The sequence below is a fragment of the Mycobacterium sp. URHD0025 genome (assembly GCF_000426065.1).
Classification (GTDB): Bacteria; Actinomycetota; Actinomycetes; order Mycobacteriales; family Mycobacteriaceae; genus Mycobacterium.
Genome location: NZ_AUEQ01000009.1, coordinates 313,249 through 330,099, shown reverse-complemented (window position 1 = coordinate 330,099; position 16,851 = coordinate 313,249). Strand labels below are relative to the sequence as shown.

17 protein-coding genes are annotated in these 16,851 nt (G+C 66.4%); 12 read left to right on the top strand and 5 right to left on the bottom strand.

The genetic code is table 11. The features are described 5' to 3' along the window. Positions 1-21: 21 nt before the first annotated feature. The 5 genes from H977_RS0114230 to H977_RS0114210 form a co-directional block, all read right to left on the bottom strand. Positions 22-1,131 (bottom strand): glycosyltransferase, encoded by a 1,110-nt coding sequence (locus tag H977_RS0114230; RefSeq protein WP_029108491.1) that lies wholly within the window; start codon positions 1,129-1,131, stop codon positions 22-24. Further along, the gene (locus H977_RS0114225; RefSeq protein ID WP_029108490.1) at positions 1,131-2,072 is read right to left on the bottom strand and encodes a UTP--glucose-1-phosphate uridylyltransferase; all 942 of its coding nucleotides are present in this window, start codon (positions 2,070-2,072) and stop codon (positions 1,131-1,133) included. The genes H977_RS0114230 and H977_RS0114225 overlap by 1 nt, the downstream gene beginning before the upstream one ends. Positions 2,073-2,106: 34 nt before the next feature. Next, on the bottom strand, positions 2,107-3,603 hold the full coding sequence (locus H977_RS33140; RefSeq protein WP_196808241.1) for a glycosyl hydrolase family 28-related protein: 1,497 nt from the start codon (positions 3,601-3,603) through the stop codon (positions 2,107-2,109). A 77-nt stretch (positions 3,604-3,680) separates the two neighbouring features. After that, complete coding sequence (locus H977_RS0114215) at positions 3,681-4,811, bottom strand: glycosyltransferase family 4 protein (RefSeq protein ID WP_029108489.1); 1,131 nt, start codon at positions 4,809-4,811, stop codon at positions 3,681-3,683. A gap of 35 nt (positions 4,812-4,846) precedes the next feature. Then, entirely contained in the window at positions 4,847-5,440 is a 594-nt protein-coding gene (locus H977_RS0114210) for a nitroreductase family protein (RefSeq protein ID WP_029108488.1), read from the bottom strand. An 88-nt stretch (positions 5,441-5,528) separates the two neighbouring features. Here H977_RS0114210 and H977_RS0114205 point away from each other — a divergent pair, with 88 nt between their 5' ends. From H977_RS0114205 to egtE, 12 genes are all read left to right on the top strand, one after another. Further along, the gene (locus H977_RS0114205; RefSeq protein WP_029108487.1) at positions 5,529-6,794 is read left to right on the top strand and encodes an aspartate kinase; all 1,266 of its coding nucleotides are present in this window, start codon (positions 5,529-5,531) and stop codon (positions 6,792-6,794) included. A gap of 3 nt (positions 6,795-6,797) precedes the next feature. After that, positions 6,798-7,832 carry an aspartate-semialdehyde dehydrogenase gene (locus H977_RS0114200; RefSeq protein WP_029108486.1) on the top strand — a complete coding sequence of 345 codons (1,035 nt, stop codon included), beginning with the start codon at positions 6,798-6,800 and terminating at the stop codon, positions 7,830-7,832. A 62-nt stretch (positions 7,833-7,894) separates the two neighbouring features. Further along, positions 7,895-8,977 carry a DUF4185 domain-containing protein gene (locus H977_RS0114195; protein ID WP_231395963.1) on the top strand — a complete coding sequence of 361 codons (1,083 nt, stop codon included), beginning with the start codon at positions 7,895-7,897 and terminating at the stop codon, positions 8,975-8,977. Between the two features lie 179 nt (positions 8,978-9,156). Further along, positions 9,157-9,645, top strand: coding sequence for a hypothetical protein (locus H977_RS0114190; RefSeq protein ID WP_029108484.1), 489 nt, complete (start codon positions 9,157-9,159; stop codon positions 9,643-9,645). Between the two features lie 50 nt (positions 9,646-9,695). Beyond that, on the top strand, positions 9,696-10,133 hold the full coding sequence (locus H977_RS0114185; protein ID WP_029108483.1) for a Fur family transcriptional regulator: 438 nt from the start codon (positions 9,696-9,698) through the stop codon (positions 10,131-10,133). A 122-nt stretch (positions 10,134-10,255) separates the two neighbouring features. Beyond that, positions 10,256-10,789 carry a hypothetical protein gene (locus H977_RS0114180; protein ID WP_029108482.1) on the top strand — a complete coding sequence of 178 codons (534 nt, stop codon included), beginning with the start codon at positions 10,256-10,258 and terminating at the stop codon, positions 10,787-10,789. 17 nt (positions 10,790-10,806) lie between these two features. Beyond that, positions 10,807-11,448 carry a sensor domain-containing protein gene (locus tag H977_RS0114175; RefSeq protein WP_196808239.1) on the top strand — a complete coding sequence of 214 codons (642 nt, stop codon included), beginning with the start codon at positions 10,807-10,809 and terminating at the stop codon, positions 11,446-11,448. Positions 11,449-11,525: 77 nt separating this feature from the next. Further along, entirely contained in the window at positions 11,526-12,797 is a 1,272-nt protein-coding gene (egtA, locus tag H977_RS0114170; protein ID WP_029108480.1) for an ergothioneine biosynthesis glutamate--cysteine ligase EgtA, read from the top strand. After that, positions 12,794-14,071 (top strand): ergothioneine biosynthesis protein EgtB, encoded by a 1,278-nt coding sequence (egtB, locus tag H977_RS0114165; protein ID WP_029108479.1) that lies wholly within the window; start codon positions 12,794-12,796, stop codon positions 14,069-14,071. Before egtA ends, egtB begins: the two co-directional genes overlap by 4 nt. Next, positions 14,071-14,763: an ergothioneine biosynthesis protein EgtC gene (egtC, locus tag H977_RS0114160; RefSeq protein WP_029108478.1), complete on the top strand. Its 693-nt coding sequence runs from the start codon at positions 14,071-14,073 to the stop codon at positions 14,761-14,763. The genes egtB and egtC overlap by 1 nt, the downstream gene beginning before the upstream one ends. Then, a complete protein-coding gene (gene egtD / locus H977_RS0114155) occupies positions 14,760-15,725 on the top strand; it encodes an L-histidine N(alpha)-methyltransferase (protein ID WP_029108477.1) in 966 nt (321 codons plus the stop codon). The genes egtC and egtD overlap by 4 nt, the downstream gene beginning before the upstream one ends. Next, positions 15,722-16,837, top strand: a complete 1,116-nt coding sequence (gene egtE, locus H977_RS0114150; protein ID WP_029108476.1) for an ergothioneine biosynthesis PLP-dependent enzyme EgtE — start codon at positions 15,722-15,724, stop codon at positions 16,835-16,837. Before egtD ends, egtE begins: the two co-directional genes overlap by 4 nt. Positions 16,838-16,851: the final 14 nt, after the last annotated feature.

The following is a 16,851-nucleotide window of genomic DNA, read 5'->3' as shown; positions in this document are numbered from 1 at the left end:
CGACGCCCGAAGTCGGAAACGTCAACCCAGCGCTTCGTCCAGAACTTTTTGCATCTTCGCCCGGAAGTTGGCCTCCGAGAATCCTTCTGCCCACTCTCGGATGTGAGCGCCGTCGTACGCCGAAGAATCGAAAGTCTTCATGGCCGAGACGAATCCGTCGATGACTTCGTGATCACCACCCGGAGTGACAAGCGTCCCAGTGGACTCCGGGACGACGCTGTCGAGTGCGCCCCCCGCTCCGAGTGCGATCACGGGAGTGCCGGTCGCCATCGACTCGACGGGCACGATCCCGAAGTCTTCGATACCCGGCATGAGCAATGCGCGCGCCCGGCGGTGCAAGCTGAGCAACTGGTCGTGTGGGACTCTGCCGAGGAACGTCACGTTGGGACCCGCAAGGTCTTGGCACTGCTTCATCGATCGCCCGTCTCCCGCGACCACGAGCCGCGCGCCGGCTCGGGTTGCCGCGGCGATCGCAAGGTCCGGCCGTTTGTACGGCACCAGCCTCCCGGCGAGGAGGAAGAAGTCCTCGCGTTCGACCGACGGGTCCGGGGTAAACCCTTCGGTGTCGACAGGTGGGTGAACCACCGTCGAATCACGGTTCCACCATTGGCTGATTCGCTGGGCTACCGCCGTCGAATTGGCGACGATGTGGCGCAACTTCGGTGCGGCCGCACTTTCGCCTCTCTTGGCTATGCGACCCAGAACTGCGAGGGCGGCCGCGCCGGCCCGCCCGCCTGCTTCTTGGGCGCGCATGGAGGGTTCCCATGCCCACCGAGCCGGGCTGTGCACGTAGGCGATGACCGGAGCATCCGTTGCGAACACCGCTTGAGTGGCAAAGGCATGATGGCTCACCACCACGACGTCGAAGTCGTGCAGGTCCATGTGGCGGAAAGCTGCCGGAATCAGCGGCGCGAGCGGCGCATACGAGCGTTGTCCGAGAAGGCGGTAGCCGAAGTTCAGCCACGTTGCGTGCGGAGGCCTGGTGATGCCGTCCGGGATGCTGCCCGGTTTGGTGATCGCGGCGAAGATTTCAGCATCAGGCCATTGCAGCGCTAGTTGTTCGACTACATGCTCGGACCCAGCGATCTCGGTGAAGCGCTCGTGGACAATGGCGATTCTGCTGTCCGACATCACCGGTCCCCTCCGATTTCGTGTGCGATCGTGTGCAGCAGCGGTCCGTCGAGTTGCGTCGCCAGATCGCGTAGGACCGGGCCGTATTCGGGATGGGCCAACGCGAAAGCGAACTGCGCGACCAGATAGTCGGCGGGATTGCCGGTATCGCACCAATGTCCCTGGATCACTTGGCCGTAGACGGCACGGTCCTTGGCGTACGCGTTGATGGCGTCGGTCAGGTAGATCTCCCCGGTCTGGTCGCCCTCGTACCAGCGTTTGGTCTGCTCGCGTAGTTCGTCGATGACGCCGGGCGTGATGACGTAGCCACCGATTGCGGCGTAGTCGGACGGAGCCTCGTTCGGCTGCGGCTTTTCGACGATGCCGGTGATCCGCAGCAGCCCGTCGTCCAGATCCTCTTTGATGACCGGCACGCCGTACCGGCGTGAATCCTCGGGAGCCATCGGCATCAACGCCAACACGGGGGATGCCGTCTGTTCGTAGGCCCGGATCAGCTGCTGTGCGCGGGGCACCTCGGCGACGAACACATCGTCGGGCCAGAGCACGAGCACCGGCTCATCGCCGAATGAGCGTGAGGCGTTGAGCACTGGGGTGCCGTTGCCGTACGGACCGTGCTGATGGAGGTAGGTGATGTGGCCGCGGGCGGACAGCTGCCCAACCTCTTCGACGGCATCGGCGTATGCGTCTTTTCCGTCTCTTCGCAGCTGGTCCCTGAGCGTCGCGTTCGGGCGAAAGTGTTCCTGTATCAATGTCTTTTCACCGGAGACCACGATGGTGATGTCGGTGATGCCGGAGTTGATCAGCTCTCGCACCGTATGTTCGATGACGGGCTTGTCGCCGACCGGCAACATCTCCTTGGGGATGGCCTTGGTCAGCGGCAGCAGGCGTGAACCGATGCCGGCCGCGGGAATGACGGCTTTGCGGATGGTCTGTTGTGCCATGTGTTTCCTCTCCGTCAGGGGTCGTGGGGACGACCTAGGTCGTGCGCACGTGGTTGACCACGGTGGTCGGATGCACCAAGAGTTTCCGGATGGCGACGGGCTGTGCCGGAACTGCCCGGTCGACAACATTGGCTTGTTTCTTGATCTGCACCGGCGTCCATGACGCGGGCGCCCCTGGCCAACTCACGTGCATCGTATGGATGGCGCCTTCGCAATTGTCGAAGATCGCGCTCGGCGTCGGAGCGTCCTCGGATTGACCGCCCCGGCTGATCGATAGCAGCAGCGCGGAGATCGACAGATTGCTCGTGTCGTTCGCGCTGAAGGTGACAATCGGCTGAGAGTGCGTGACCGAGATCTTGCCGAAACTGATGCCTCGGGTGTGGTCCAGGCCGATTCCGCCGTTGCCGCCGCTGGTGGACGTAGCGTCCACGACACAGTCGGTCAGCCGGAAGCCGGTGATCGATTGGTCGGTAAGCGACTCGGCCCGCACGGCCCAATTGCTGCAATTGTGGACGCTCGCGTCGACGACGGAAATGCCGAACTCGGTGAATCGGCTGTCACCGCCAGACCCCGGCCGTGCCAATACCTGTACGCCCATCTCGCAGTCGGCGATCGTGACTCCCTCCAGTCGCAGGCCGCGGGAAGCCACGTACTGCCATTCGGCGCCGGAGTCGATCTCTGCACTTGAGTCCACCACGACTCCGGCTCCAGAAATCTTTCCCCGAACGGTCAGGCCGCGGAGTTCGACGCCGTTGGCGCCGGCGAACCGAACGCCGTTGGCGCGTCCGCCGGAAACGGTGACATTTTCGATCGTGAAATCGGTATTGGACCACGCGGTGAGGCCAGGGAAAGCAAACGTCTGTGCAGCGCTGTCGTATGCCGGCTGATCGGAATAGTAGGTGACCAGTGCCAGACCGTCGTCCCCATTGTCGGTGACCGTGTAGCCGTTGACATGTCCCCGGCGGCACGCGTTGAAATGCAAACCGTCGGCAGCCGTGTCGTGGACCCGCAGGTCGGTGACGCTGACGTCGGAGACCGCCATGAGGATGACACCTGCCTGCGGGCTGGACCGGACCTCGCAGTGGGAGATCCGGACATTGTCGACCGGAGCAGGCGGACCGGTCCAGCCAATTGGCGGCGTGCTGTCGGTGGGGTATCCGACGATTCGGATGCCGTCGCCCATCGACCGGGGCGCCTTTGTCGCCCAACGAATTTTTACGTTGCTCAGAGCGATGTGCGACGCCGGACCCTGTATCAGGATTGCGTGGCCTGATCCCATGCCCTTGTCGTCCAGGTTGTCCATGAGGAGCTCGGCACCGGTATCGAATTTGATCTCCAGGTTGGAGACTGCGGAGATGGCAATGGCAGCCGCACCATCGGGATTCGGCTCCGCGAACCGGTAGCTCCCTTTCGGGAAGTGCAAGACAGTGCCCGGTCGCACTGCCCGGACAGCGGCCTGGATTGCGGTCGAATCATCGGTGTATCCGTCACCTTTGGCGCCATGGTCACGGACGTTCACGACGGACCGCATGGCCGACGCCTTCGGTGCCAAACCCGCCATTGCTGTCAGCGCTGGCAGTACCGAAAAAACAGATCGCCTGGAGATGGTCACCGACCCGCCCCGAGAAGTTCTGCGCAGATGGTTTCCGCCGCGGTGGTGGGCTTGATCTGACACTGCCTGCTGTTCACGTGAGCCCACCCCCGTTCGACCAAACCTGACCTGGCGGTGTCGTCGCGGCAGTATGTGCGGAGAAGCTCAGCCAGCGTTCGGTAGTCGTAGGGGTCGAAGTACTCGGCGCCATCGCCACAAGTTTCCCGCAACGAAGGGATACTCGACGCCAGAACGGCTGTGTGGGATGCCATCGCCTCGAGCGGTGGTAGCCCAGCACCCTCGTAAAGGGAAGGCATTACCAATAGATCTGCGCCTGCGACCATCGCCCGTAGCGTTTCGAACTCCAATCTCCCGATCATCTGAACCCGGTCGGCCAGCTCGGTCGCGTAGCCCGCAAGGCGCTCGTCGAAGTTTCGGACTGACTCACCTGCGCCGGCGATCACCAGCTTTTGTGGGATCTCCGAGGCGATCTCTCGAAACGCCTCGAACAGGACAGGAAGGTTCTTGTGCCATTTGGCATTGCCGACGAAGAGGATGTACCTGCCTTCAACGGGGTTCAACGCAGCGTCCGACGGGGTGAGCCAGGCTTGTCCAACCGGGATCGGCGTCACGACCGTCTGCGCTTTCGGCGATACCTCGGCCAACGCCTTCGCGGTTGCCTGTGACGGCGTGAAGATCTTGCTGCACCTCCGTGCATCCATGGAGACCATCGCGCGCGCGTAAGCGCGGTAAGCGAAATTCTTGCCGGAGACGTTCTGCGGCTGCAGGTGCAAGATGTCGTGAATCGTGACAAATAGTTTCGTGTGGCTGTTGCCGCGGCCGAGAATGGCAAACGGAAAAGGGTAGTGCGGCAGCCACAGCGCCGTGGGCCGAAGGCTTTTCAGGGCATGCCGCCACACCTGCTGCTCACGCGTTGAGTACATCGCTGCGTTCGAAGGATCTGCGAATGTGACGATCGTGCCGTCGTCCAACGGCGGTTCCTTGCCCTTATCGACAAGCACCCCGAGCGAAAGTCCTTGTTGGGCCAGCGTCTTTTGTACGTTCGGCAATTCGGTTCGGATATACGTACCGATTCCGCTCTGGTTGATATGCCGCGCGTCGAGCAACAAATCGATGTGCTCCGCCATGGCATCAACGGTAGCGTCAATCGAGGCGGAATTTGTCAGCTGAGCGGGATTCCCCAATGCCCACCAAATGCGATCTGCTCCAGTGGTAGCCGCTCGCGGGGCCGGCTGTCGCGTTCGGCGATCGCCTCGTCCGTAGGTTGGCCCAGCGAGCCCACGGCGACCACTGCGAGCGGGCGCACGCCGTCGGGGATGCCGAACGCTGCCCGGGCCCCGTCGACATCGAAGCCTGCCATCGGATGGACGACGAGTCCGCGCGACACCGCCTCCACGGTCAGCTGAGCGATCGCCGCTCCGGCATCGACCGCCGCGTAAAGAGCAGTGCGCTCGTCTGCTCCTTCGTCGGCGCACACCAGGATCAGCGCCGAGGCCGCGTGCGCATAGCTGTTGCCGCGCTTGAGCAGGCCGGTCAATGTAACGAAGGTCTCATCGCTTCTCGTGCCTACGACAAGCCGCACCGGCTCGCGATGGCCCCAGCTGGCGGCCCAGCGTGCCGCTTCGAGCAGCGCGGTGAGCTGGTCAGCGGTGATGGTGGCCTCGGGATCGAACGCCCGGGGGCTCCAGCGGGCCGCGAGATCGGGGTGGATCGGCACGCTGGTGCTGGCCAGGCGGCTGTTCGGCGTGTCAGGCACGTCAGCCAAGCTACCGGCGGGGAAAATCGCGTGCGCGTCTCCCTTATCCTGTTTGGGACTCATTCCCAGCGTTCTGAAGGGTTAGACAGTGGCGCTCGTCGTACAGAAGTACGGCGGATCCTCGGTATCGGATGCCGATCGGATCCGTCGCGTGGCCGAGCGCATCGTCGAGACGAAGAAGGCCGGCAACGACGTCGTCGTCGTGGTCTCCGCGATGGGCGACACCACCGACGACCTGCTTGACCTGGCCCGTCAGGTCTCCCCGGCGCCGCCGGCGCGCGAGATGGACATGCTGCTCACCGCGGGCGAGCGCATCTCCAATGCCCTGGTCGCGATGGCCATCGAGTCCCTCGGTGCGCAGGCCCGCTCGTTCACCGGATCGCAGGCCGGCATTGTCACCACCGGCATCCACGGCAACGCCAAGATCATCGATGTCACCCCCGGCCGCCTGCGCGATGCGCTGGACGAGGGCGTCATCGTGCTGGTCGCCGGGTTCCAGGGCGTCAGCCAGGACAGCAAGGACGTCACCACCATGGGCCGCGGCGGCTCCGACACCACCGCGGTCGCGCTGGCAGCCGCGCTCAAGGCCGACGTCTGCGAGATCTACACCGACGTCGACGGCATCTTCACCGCCGACCCGCGCATCGTGCCCAATGCCCGCCACCTCGACACCGTCTCCTTCGAGGAGATGCTCGAGATGGCCGCGTGCGGCGCCAAGGTGCTGATGCTGCGCTGCGTCGAATACGCCCGCCGGTACAACGTGCCGATTCACGTTCGTTCGTCGTACACGGACAAGCCCGGCACCATCGTCAAAGGATCGATCGAGGACATCGCCATGGAAGACGCCCTGCTGACCGGAGTAGCCCACGACCGCGGGGAGGCCAAGGTCACCGTCGTCGGCCTGCCCGACGTGCCGGGCTACGCCGCCCAGGTGTTCCGCGCGGTCGCCGATGCCGACGTGAACATCGACATGGTGCTGCAGAACATTTCGAAGGTGGAGGACGGCAGGACCGACATCACCTTCACCTGCCCGATGGACAACGGCCCGACGGCCGTGGAGAAACTGACGGCCCTCAAGGACGAGATCGGGTTCAGCCAGGTGCTGTATGACGATCACATCGGCAAGGTGTCGCTGGTCGGCGCGGGCATGCGGTCGCACCCGGGTGTCACTGCGAAATTCTGTGAGGCGCTGGCCGAGGTCGGCGTGAACATCGACCTGATCTCGACGTCCGAGATCCGGATCTCGGTCCTGGTCAAGGACACGGAGTTGGACACCGCTGTGCGCGCGCTGCATGAGGCCTTTGACCTCGGCGGCGAAGACGAGGCCGTGGTCTACGGCGGAACGGGGCGCTGAGAGATGGTTTCGATTGGCGTTGTCGGTGCGACCGGCCAGGTCGGCCAGGTCATGCGCACCCTGCTGGAGCAGCGCAACTTCCCGGCGAGCTCGGTCCGGTTCTTCGCCTCGGCCCGCTCCGAGGGTAAGAAGCTGACCTTCCGGGGCCAGGAGATCGAGGTCGAGAACAGCGAGACGGCCGATCCGTCCGGGCTGGACATCGCGCTGTTCTCCGCGGGCGCGACGATGTCGCGCGTGCAGGCCCCGCGGTTCGCCGCGGCCGGCGCCGTCGTCGTCGACAACTCGTCGGCCTGGCGCAAGGACCCCGACGTGCCGCTGGTGGTCAGCGAGGTCAACTTCACGCGTGACGCGGGGCTTCGACCCAAAGGCATCATCGCCAACCCGAACTGCACCACCATGGCCGCCATGCCGGTGCTCAAGCCGCTGCACGAGGAAGCCGGGCTGACCCGCCTGATCGTGTCGAGCTACCAGGCCGTGTCGGGCAGTGGACTGGCCGGTGTCGAGGAGCTCGCATCGCAGACGCGCGCCGTGGTCGACGGTGCCGAGCAGTTGGTGCATGACGGCTCGGCTCTGCAGTTCCCGCAGCCGGTGAAATACGTTGCGCCCATTGCGTTCAACGTTATTCCGCTCGCTGGCGCACTCGTTGATGACGGCTCCGGCGAGACCGACGAGGACCAGAAGCTGCGCAACGAGAGCCGCAAGATCCTGGGCATCCCCGAACTTCTGGTGAGCGGTACCTGCGTGCGGGTTCCGGTGTTCACCGGGCACTCGCTGTCGATCAATGCCGAGTTCGCCCAGCCACTTTCGGTCGAGCGGGCCCAGGAAATCCTGGCTGCCGCCCCCGGCGTGAAGCTGGTCGACGTGCCGACCCCGCTGGCCGCCGCCGGTGTCGACGAGTCTTTGGTCGGCCGGATCCGGCAGGATCCGGGTGTGGCCGACGGGCGTGGCCTTGCCCTGTTCGTTTCGGGCGACAACCTGCGAAAGGGCGCCGCTCTGAACACGATCCAAATCGCCGAACTGCTGGCCGCCGAGCTCTAAACACCTTGCGCCGAAATCGCATTCCAGCAGGCGTTCTCTCGGCTTTTCTCTGCTGGAATGCCATTTCGGCGGTGCCGGCGGCGGGTGCGGACCCGGACTTCGGCTTCGGTGATCCGGTGGTGCCGCCGCTGGTTCCGGGCCAGGTGTTGCGGATCGGGCCGAGTGCCGGAACCGGTACTCCCACGCGTGATTACGGTATCGGCGCCACCGACCTGTGTGAGTTCATGGAGTTTCCGAGCCGGGTGCTCCAGGTCTGCGGTGACAGCTTCGCCGGGCAGGCCGTGGGCTTCGGCGGGTGGCATTCGCCGGTGGCCCTGCACGTCGATGCCGATTCGATCGAAGATGCCGGCGGCGTCCGCTACCGGGGTGTGACCGGTGTGGACAAGCCGCTGCTGGCGGACGCGGCGCCGGCCGGTTCGTCGCAATTGCCCGCCGGGGTGATATCCATAAATCGCGAGAACTACATGATGGTCACCACCACCAAGGATCTGGTGCCGCAGAGCTCCCGGTTGGTAAAAGCCGATGCGGCTCGGCCCAATTGGCCCACCGTGCCCGGTTCGGTGCGCGATGCCAAGTATCAGGGCGGGGCCCAGACGCAGATCACCGGTTACTACGACCCGGTCCCGACGCCGGATTCACCAGGCGGGTGGGTGTACATCCTGGCCAACAACTTCGATCGCAGCGGCTCGCCGTTCCTGTACCGGGCCAACCCGAAGACCTTCACCGACCGGGCCGGCTGGCAGGGCTGGTCGTCGGCGGGTGGTTGGGGCAAGCCCCCGACGCCGTTGTTCCCCGACCGGGTGGGGGAGATGAGCATCCGGCAGATCGACGGCAAGCCCGTGCTGTCGTACTTCAACGCCACCAACGGGAACATGGAGATGCGCGTCGCCTACGACCCCACCGGCCTGGGGACCGCGCCCGTGACCACGGTGGTGTTCGCCAGTGCCTGGCCGGACCCGGTCGACACGTTGCCTCCCCCGGAGGTCAATCAGCTGGCCCAACCGTATGGCGGTTACATCTCACCGGGATCGACGCTGGATCAGGTGCGGGTCTTCATCAGCCAGTGGAACACCATGGCTCGAGGCGGCACCCCCTACCGCGTGATCCAGTACGCGGTGAACCCGTTCAAGCCCTGGGAGCAGTAGATCCCTGGGCATGTCGCACGCCGCTTTCTGCCGCAGGGCTGTGCTGCCCGCGTGCGAGCAGCCGAGGCGTGGAAAACGGCGGCGTGGATTTGCGCCGGGCACTAGCCTCCCGGGCGTTTCAAAGCTGATTCACAGCCAATTCTTGATCGGCACCTCAGCAGTGCTCGCATGCTCGTGTCATGACTGAAACACCCCCCGATCCTGCGACCGAACCAGTGGCCGCATCGGAGCCCGTCGCAACAGCGCCGGCAACCGTGGTCGCCCCACCCGCCCAGCCCGTCGAGAACAAGCCGAGCCGCTTGATGCAAGCGCTCGCCTGGGTGGGCATCGCCGCCGGCGTCGTATTCATCGTCGCGGTGGTTTTCGGCACCGGTTTCTTCCTCGGCGCGCATGCCGGCGGCGACGGACATCACCACCGCGGCGGCCATGACCGCGGCGGCATGATGGTGTTCCACCGCGGCGGACCGGATGGCGGTCCGGGACGGATGGGACCGCCGCACGGCATGATGCCGCCGTTCGGCCCGGGTGGCCCCGGCTCGTTCGGTCCGGGAGGGCCCGAAGGTCCCGGCTGGGGGCCCGGCCCGGGCAACGGCCCAGGGAATGGCCCAGGGAACGGGCCGGAACGCCCTGAGACCTCGCCTACACCGGCACCGCCTGCGCGACCATAATCACAGCCCGCCTTTTTGGACTGACTCCAAAGAGCGCGCATACTAGAGCCGTGACCACGGTGCATGAACACGACCCCAAGGCCCTGTTGCGGGCTGCCGGGCTGCGCGTGACCGCACCGCGGGTCGCGGTTCTCCAGGCGCTGGCCGAGCATCCGCACTCGACTGCGGACGATGTGGCCGGGCTGGCCCGCGAAAGTCTCGGCGCGGTGTCGACCCAGGCGGTGTACGACGTCCTGCGGGCCTGCGTCAATGCAGGTCTGGTTCGTCGAATCGAACCCGCCGGCTCGTCGGCCCGCTACGAGACCCGCGCCGGCGACAACCATCACCACCTGGTCTGCCGGGTGTGCGGTGTGGTTGCCGATGTCGATTGCGCCGTGGGCCAGACCCCGTGCCTCGAGCCCTCTGACCTGGCCGGCTTCGCGGTTGACGAAGCCGAGGTCGTGTTCTGGGGAGTCTGCGCGGATTGCCGGACTTCCGCTCCCGGATAGACCACTCTGCAGCCCAACGACGCCCCGGCCACCTTCCCCTTGTGGCCGGGGCGCCTGGCTTTTCGGACCGGTAATTCCAAGCACTGGTTGTAGTACCCGGAATCGTGAGATTCTCGCTAACCATGACCCGCAATCGGCTTCTGGTTGCCACGCTGCTCGCAGTGCCGGTGCTGGCCGCCGGCTGCGGCACGGGCACCGATCCCGAGCCCGAGCGCGGCGCGGCCATGGTCTTCGCGGTCGGCGATTGTGTGAGCGTCCCGGCCGCCACACCCGATAACCCGGACGTGACCCGGGCTGCCAAGGTGTCCTGCACCGTCGACCCCAGCTACACCGTCGGTGCCGTCGCGGATGGCGCCGGGACCTGCCCGAGCGCCGAATATCAGCACCTGCCGGCCGATATGGCCGATCCGTCGACCGCACGGCTGTGCCTGGTGCCCAACCTGGTCGCCAATCACTGCTACGAGCTCGGGATGCCCGCGGGCATGGTGGAGCTGGCCGACTGCACCGCGCGTACCGAACGCCGCCCGGGGGTGATGGTGCAGGTGACGCAACGACTGGATGTGCGCGACGGTTCGGCCTGTCCCGCCGACACGGGGCACTACGCGTGGCCGTACCCGTCGCCGGCGCGGACCTATTGCACGCGGACGGTGCACTGACTGGCATGATCGAGGCCATGCGTGCCCTGACTGTCGGTTTCGGGCTGGCCGGTCTCGCACTGGCATTGGCCGCACCTGTCGGTGCGCGCCCCTCGGATCCTGGTGTCGTGTCCTATGCCGTCATGCCCAAAGGCTCGGTGGGCAACATCATCGGCGCCCCGATGACATGGGAATCCCAGTTCACCAACCCTTTCCAGGCTTTCTCGGTCGAGAACCCGGTGTGCAACAACTGGGCCGACATCGGCCTGCCCGAGGTGTACGGCGACCCGGATCTCGCCTCGTTCAACGGAGCCACCACCCAGACCGCGGCCGACGACCAGGCCCATTACGTCAAGCAGGCCGTCGGCGTGTTCGCCAACCCGGAGGCGGCGGATCGCGCGTTCCATCGGGTGGTGGACCGCACCAACGGCTGCTCGGGCCAGACCACCGCGATGCACCTGGACAACTTCGTCACGCAGGTGTGGACGTTCACCGGCGGCGCGGCGAGCGACACCAACGCCGACTGGGTGAAACAAGAGGCCGGTACGGACCGCCGCTGTTTCAACACCACCCGCAAACGGGAAAACGTGCTGCTGCAAGCCAAGGTGTGCCAGTCCGGCAACGCCGGTCCGGCGGTCAACGTCCTGGCCGGGGCGATGCAGAACACGCTGGGGCAGTAGAACATGTCGGTGCTATCTGGATGATGGAACACAACCGAATGGTCTGACACCGGTGAGGACCGGGAGGGGTGGTTACTTTGGCCGTACCCGTCAGGGCCGATGCGGCCCGGCCGCTTCCCGTCGAGTTCACCAGTGCCGAACACGCGGCGGCATTCATCGGAGCGCGCTGCCTGCATGATGGGCCCGTCGGGCAGGTGGGCCTGGAAATCGAGGCGCACTGTTTCGATCTCGACGATCCGTTTCGGCGCCCGGGCTGGGAAGAACTCGCCGAAATCATCGCCTCGGTGCCCGCACTGCCCGGTGGCAGCCGCATCACTGTCGAACCCGGAGGCGCGGTCGAGCTGTCCGGCCCGCCGACCGAGGGACCCTCAGCCGCGATCACCGCGCTGCTGGCCGATCGGGCGGTGCTGCGTGCGGAGTTCGAACGCCGCGGTCTGGACCTCGTGCTGCTGGGCGCCGATCCGGTGCGGCCCACCCGGCGGGTGAACCCGGGGCCCCGCTACCAGGCGATGGAGGAGTTCTTCGCAGCCAGTGGATCAGCCGAAGCGGGTGCGGCCATGATGACGTCCACCGCCTCGGTTCAGGTCAACCTGGACGCCGGTCCGCGCGAGGGCTGGGCGCAGCGGGTACGCCTGGCACACGCCCTGGGTCCGATGATGATCGCCATCACCGCGAATTCGCCGATGCTGGGCGGGCGGTTCACCGGCTGGAAGTCATCGCGGCAGCGCGTATGGGGGCAGCTGGATTCCGCGCGCTGCGGGCCGATCCTGGGCGCCGACAGCGACGATCCGGCCACCGACTGGGCCCGGTATGCGCTGAGGGCGCCGGTAATGCTCGTCAACACTCCCGATGCCGTCCCCGTGACCAACTGGGTTCCGTTCGCGGACTGGGCCGACGGGCGCGCAGTGCTCGGCGGCCGCCGCCCCACCGAAGCCGACCTCGAGTACCACCTCACCACGCTGTTCCCGCCGGTGCGGCCCCGACGCTGGCTGGAGATCCGTTACCTCGACAGCGTGCCCGATGCCTTGTGGCCCGCGGTGGTGTTCGTGTTGACCACGTTGCTCGACGATCCGGGGGCCGCCGCCATCGCCACCGAGGCGACGGCCCCGGTCGCCACGGCGTGGGATCGCGCGGCGCAGACGGGGCTCACCGATCGGCGGCTGCAGAACGCGGCCATCACATGCGTTTCTGCCGCGGCGGAGAGGGCTCCGGCAGGGCTGACGGAATCGATGGCGCTGTTGATGCGTTCGGTCGAGGAGGGACGCTGCCCGGCCGACGATTTCGCCGACCAGGTGGTGGGTCATGGAATCGCTTCCGCGATGGGCCAACTGGTGAAGGGCGAGCTTTGACCACACGCGAGACGCTGGCGGAGCAGCTCACCCGGGCGCGGGAACGTACCCTGCGCCTGGTCGATTTCGACGATGCCGAACTGCACCGCCAGTACAGCCCGTTGATGAGCCCGCTCGTCTGGGATCTCGCCCACATCGGTCAGCAGGAGGAGCTGTGGCTGCTGCGTGCGGGCAATCCGGACCGTCCCGGCCTGCTCGATCCCGAGGTGGACCGGCTCTACGACGCTTTCGTGCATTCGCGCGCCAGCCGCGTCGCGCTTCCGCTGATGCCGCCGACCGACGCGCGCACCTACTGCGCGACGGTGAGGTCGCGCGCGCTCGATGCCCTCGACTCACTCGATCCCGATGATCCGGGATTCAACTTCGGGCTCGTGATCAGCCACGAGAACCAGCACGACGAGACCATGCTGCAGGCGCTGAACCTGCGCTCCGGGCCACCCCTGCTCGATCGTGGCGGTCCACTACCCGCCGGCCGGCCTGGGCTGGCCGGCACCTCGGTACTGATCCCGGGCGGCCCGTTCGTGCTCGGCGTGGACGAACTCACCGAACCGCACTCGCTGGACAACGAGCGTCCGGCGCACGAGGTGGACGTGGCGTCCTTCTATATCGGGCGGGTACCGGTCACCAATGGTGAATGGCGCCAGTTCGTCGATGACGGTGGCTATCAGCAGTCTCGGTGGTGGTCCGAGCGTGGTTGGGCGCATCGCCAGGAGGCGGGCCTGACCGCGCCCGAGTTCTGGGGGCCGGACGGCACCCGCACGCGGTTCGGCCACGTCGAGACCATCCCGGCCGACGAACCGGTCCAGCACGTCAGCTTCTTCGAAGCTGAGGCCTACGCCGCCTGGGCAGGGGCCCGGCTGCCGACCGAGGTCGAATGGGAGAAAGCCTGCGCCTGGGATCCGGCGTCCGGTGTCCGGCGCCGATTCCCCTGGGGCGCAACCGAACCCACAGAAGCGCTGGCCAACCTCGGGGGTGACGCACGTCGGCCCGCTCCGGTGGGCGCCTATCCGGCCGGGGCGTCGGCCTACGGCGTCGAGCAGATGTTGGGCGATGTCTGGGAGTGGACCTCTTCACCGCTGCGGCCGTGGCCCGGCTTCACCCCGATGGTGTACGACCGCTACACCGAGCCGTTCTTCGACGGTGACTATCGGATCCTGCGCGGCGGCTCGTGGGCGGTATCCGCGAACATTCTGAGGCCCAGCTTCCGTAACTGGGACCATCCGATTCGGCGTCAGATCTTCTCCGGCGTGCGGCTGGCTTGGGACGTCACCTGATGTGCCGGCATCTGGGCTGGCTCGGTGCGCCGCGATCCGTCGCCTCGCTGGTGTTGGACCCGCCGCAGGGCCTGTTGGTGCAGTCCTACGCGCCGCGCCGGCAGAAGCACGGACTCATGAACGCCGACGGTTGGGGCGCAGGCTTTTTCGACGGCGGGATACCGCGTCGGTGGCGCAGCGACAAGCCTCTGTGGGGCGACGCCTCGTTCGCCTCGGTGGCACCGGCGCTGAGCAGTGAGTGCGTGGTCGCGGCGGTACGCTCGGCGACCATCGGAATGCCGATCGAACCGTCGGCGTCGGCGCCGTTCACCGATGGTCGGTGGCTGTTGTCGCATAACGGTGTGGTGGACCGCGCTGTGCTGCCGTTGAGTGCCGTCGCCGAATCCACTGTGGACAGTGCGTTACTGGCCGCGCTGGTCTTTCAGCGTGGCATGGACGTGTTGGGCGACACCATCGCCGAGGTGGGCGCCCTGGATCCGAATGCCCGGTTGAACATCTTGGCCGCCAACGGCTCTCGCCTGGTGGCCACCACCTGGGGGGATACCCTGTCGATGCTGCGACTGCCGGACGGTGTCGTGCTCGCCAGCGAACCCTACGACGACGATCCCGGCTGGGCCGATATTCCGGACCGGCATCTGGTCACCGTGGCCGGCTCCGACGTCGAGCTCACCCCTCTGAAAGGTTCGGTATGACGCTCACCCTGTCCAACTACCTGGCGGCCGACTCCGCTGCCACCGCACTGCGCCGCGATGTGCGCGAGGGTCTGTCCCAGTCGCCGAAGATGTTGCCGCCCAAGTGGTTCTACGATTCGGTCGGCAGTGACCTGTTCGATCAGATCACCAGGCTGCCCGAGTACTACCCGACCCGGACCGAGGCGCGGATCTTGCGGGACCGTTCGGCCGAGATCATCGCTGCCGCCGACGCCGACACGCTCGTCGAACTGGGCAGCGGCACGTCGGAGAAGACCAGGATGCTGCTCGACGCGATGCGCGACGGCGGGCAGTTACGCCGGTTCATCCCGTTCGACGTCGACGCCGGTGTACTGCGCGCCGCGGGCGACGCCATCGCCCGCGAATATCCGGGCATCGAAATCGACGCGGTATGTGGGGATTTCGAGGAGCACCTCGGCAAGATTCCATCGGTGGGACGCCGCTTGGTGGCGTTCCTCGGCTCGACCATCGGCAATCTCACGCCTGGTCCGCGCGCGGATTTCCTCGGGTCTCTGGCGGATACCCTGCAGCCCGGCGACAGTGTGCTTCTGGGTACCGATCTGGTCAAGGATGTCGGCCGGTTGGTTCGCGCCTACGACGACGGCGCGGGTGTCACCGCCGCGTTCAACCGCAATGTCTTGTCGGTGGTGAATCGCGAACTCGATGCCGATTTCGACCTCGACGCGTTCGAGCATGTGGCGAAATGGAATGCCGACGAGGAACGGATCGAGATGTGGTTGCGGGCGGAGGCGCCGCAGCAGGTCAGGATCGCCGGCCTGGATCTCGACGTCGCGTTCGGCGCCGGTGAGGAGATGCTGACCGAGGTGTCGTGCAAATTCCGGGCTGATGGCGTGGCCGAGGAGCTCGCGAAAGCCGGTCTGCGGCAAACTCACTGGTGGACCGATGAAGCCGGCGACTTCGGTGTCTCCCTGGCGGTGAAGTGAACCTCGCGCAGCAATGGGCCGATGCCCGCCCCAAAGCCGCGGGGCTGCATTTCGACAGCGGTGCGTGTTCGCGGCAGAGTCTCGCGGTAATCGACGCCGTCGCCGCGCACTCGCGCCATGAAGCCGAAGTCGGCGGATACGTGGCCGCGGAAGCAGCCGGCCCTGTGCTGGAGGCCGGGCGGGCCGCGGTCGCCGCACTGACCGGACTCGAGGCGTCCGACGTCGTGTATACGTCCGGCTCCAACCATTCCCTCGATCTGCTGCTCGGCAGTTGGCCGGGGGAGCGGACGCTGGCCTGTGTGCCGGGCGAGTTCGGGCCCAACCTGGCAGTCATGGCCGCCAACGGTTTTCGGACGCGCGCCCTGCCGGTTGACGGGGATGGCCGGGTCGTCATCGATGAGGCGGCCCGCATGCTGGCCTCGGATCCGCCTGCGCTGGTGCATTTCACGGCACTGGCCAGCCATCGCGGGGTGGCCCAGCCTCTGACCGAGATGGTCGCGGTGTGCCGCGAGGCCGGTGTCCCGATCGTGGTCGACGCCGCACAGGCGTTCGGGCACCTGGACTGCAACGTCGGCGCCGATGCGATCTACTCGTCGTCGCGCAAATGGTTGGCCGGCCCGCGTGGCGTGGGCTTCCTGGCAGTGGGGCCGCAACTGGCTGCCCGGCTGCGACGGCGGCTGCCACCCGCCGAGTGGGACCTGCCGGTGACGGTGCTGCAGAGCTTCGAGCACGGTGAACACAACGCCGCGACGCGCATCGGTTACTCGGTTGCCCTGGGCGAACACCTGGCGGCCGGACCGGATTTGGTCCAGGACACGCTCGCGGAGGTGGGCCGCACCGCGCGGGAGGTTCTGGACAGAGTGCCGGGTTGGCGGGTCGTGGAGCCTGTGGATGAACCGACCGCGATCACCACACTCGAACCCACCGATGGTGCCGATCCGACCGCAGTGCGGGCTTGGTTGATCGCCGAGCGCCGAATCGTCACCACCGCATGCGAACTGGCGCGCGCACCGTTCGAGATGACCAAGCCGGTGCTGCGAATTTCACCGCATGTCGACACCACCGACGAGGACCTGGAGCAATTCGCCGGGGTGTTGCGCGACGCTCCGTAGTCGACGTGTCGTCT

Bases quoted from the DNA above. Each gene is read 5' to 3' on its own strand.
- H977_RS0114175 (WP_196808239.1), top strand. From the start codon at position 10,807: ATGCGTGCCCTGACTGTCGGTTTCGGGCTGGCCGGTCTCGCACTGGCA.
- H977_RS0114180 (WP_029108482.1), top strand. From the start codon at position 10,256: ATGACCCGCAATCGGCTTCTGGTTGCCACGCTGCTCGCAGTGCCGGTG.
- egtD (WP_029108477.1), top strand. From the start codon at position 14,760: ATGACGCTCACCCTGTCCAACTACCTGGCGGCCGACTCCGCTGCCACC.
- egtC (WP_029108478.1), top strand. From the start codon at position 14,071: ATGTGCCGGCATCTGGGCTGGCTCGGTGCGCCGCGATCCGTCGCCTCG.
- H977_RS0114200 (WP_029108486.1), top strand. From the start codon at position 6,798: ATGGTTTCGATTGGCGTTGTCGGTGCGACCGGCCAGGTCGGCCAGGTC.
- H977_RS0114215 (WP_029108489.1), bottom strand. From the start codon at position 4,811: ATGGCGGAGCACATCGATTTGTTGCTCGACGCGCGGCATATCAACCAG.
- H977_RS0114230 (WP_029108491.1), bottom strand. From the start codon at position 1,131: ATGTCGGACAGCAGAATCGCCATTGTCCACGAGCGCTTCACCGAGATC.
- H977_RS33140 (WP_196808241.1), bottom strand. From the start codon at position 3,603: ATGCGGTCCGTCGTGAACGTCCGTGACCATGGCGCCAAAGGTGACGGA.
- H977_RS0114190 (WP_029108484.1), top strand. From the start codon at position 9,157: ATGACTGAAACACCCCCCGATCCTGCGACCGAACCAGTGGCCGCATCG.
- H977_RS0114225 (WP_029108490.1), bottom strand. From the start codon at position 2,072: ATGGCACAACAGACCATCCGCAAAGCCGTCATTCCCGCGGCCGGCATC.